A 1,391-nucleotide genomic window follows, 5' to 3' on the forward strand; every position below is an offset into this window, starting at 1 on the left:
GTTGCTCAGGGATATTGGCAGGCTGAAACGCTGACTCGAGAACGCTTCATTTATCATCCAACCTATGGTATCGAGTTCCTCGGCCGAAGAGATGCCCAGGTCAAGCTTAACGGTTATCGCGTGGAGCTGGAGGATATCGAGAATAACTTGAGCCAATTACCTGGGATCCGGCAGACGATCGTGCGGCTCAGCGAGGGTGACCTCATGGCTTACGTTGTTCCCGAGGCGCAACAGCCGGTGCCGCTCTATTTTGCTAACCGCGACGCATTCGTGCTTTCGCTGCCGGCGTTACGTCAAGATCTGCAACCTTCGCGAGCGATACCCTATCCGTTGGATGAAGCGGTTTACCGTGCCCGCAAGAGCACTCGCCAGTTTACCGCGGAGGCGTTATCCGCCGAAACCATCAGCAGTCTGTACGAAGCGCTGCCGGGGTGGTTGACGCAACAGATGGCGCAAGAGGGAAGCGCGCTGCCGCCTGCGTCTTTGGCCGGGCTGTTGGCCGTATGCGCCGCTTTCCGTTCGCCGCAGCGCGCGTTGCCAAAATATCGCTATCCTTCGGCCAGCAGCCTCTATGCGGTGCAAGTGTATCTCGGGCTCCCGGCGGCGATGGGAGAATATGCCGCGGGTTATTACTACTACCATCCGCTGGAACAGCATTTGTACCAGGCAGAAGCGTCGGGAGAACACACCGGGCCTTATCTGGACTTGGTGGTTCGGTGGGAAACCATCACCGCGTTATATGCCGAGCGCGCATTCGCTTTGGCGCAGATAGAAGTCGGCCACATGTTGGCCTTGCTGACTGAGCATCTCCAGTCTTTGGGCGTCGCTTATTACGTCAAGCCCGCTGACGCCGTTTCACCTGACGAGGGGGCATTAGCGTGTCGGATCCACCTCGGCGTTTGCGCCGTCACTTCACCACCGCAAGTCAGCGTCGATTTCAGCGTGATGGAAAACGAGGGGGGAACCTATGTCGCTCGCGCGTCAGGGCGACACTATTGCCTCGGTGAGACCTCCGTGCTGGCCGAATCATCAGACGTGTACGGGGTGTTGCAGTCGTCTCAGGTGTTGTTGCAGGTCCATGGCGCTAAGAACGCGTGCCATTATCAGGCCAGTGGCTGGATGATGCAGCGATTTGGCGCGCTCGCCGCCCAGCGGCGAATTGGCGGCTGCATTCTTGGCGTCACGCCGGCCGAGGACACGTTGTGCAGCATGGCGATAGGGTATGCGCGGGCCGAGGATGAACCGGTCTTTGACGTTCCTGCGCTCACTGTCTCGATGACCCAGGCGATCAGACGGCATTTGGCGCGTCGTTTGCCGGACTATATGTTGCCGCATCACGTTACTTTGATCCCGGAAATCCCCTTGTCTAACAACGGTAAGGTCGATACATC

Annotated in this window: 1 pseudogene; it reads left to right on the plus strand. The window is 58.4% G+C overall.

What is annotated here, in order from left to right:
- Positions 1-1,391: pseudogene (locus SO140_RS45835) on the plus strand (hypothetical protein); the annotation flags it as partial.

Source organism: Bradyrhizobium sp. UFLA05-108, from assembly GCF_059803455.1.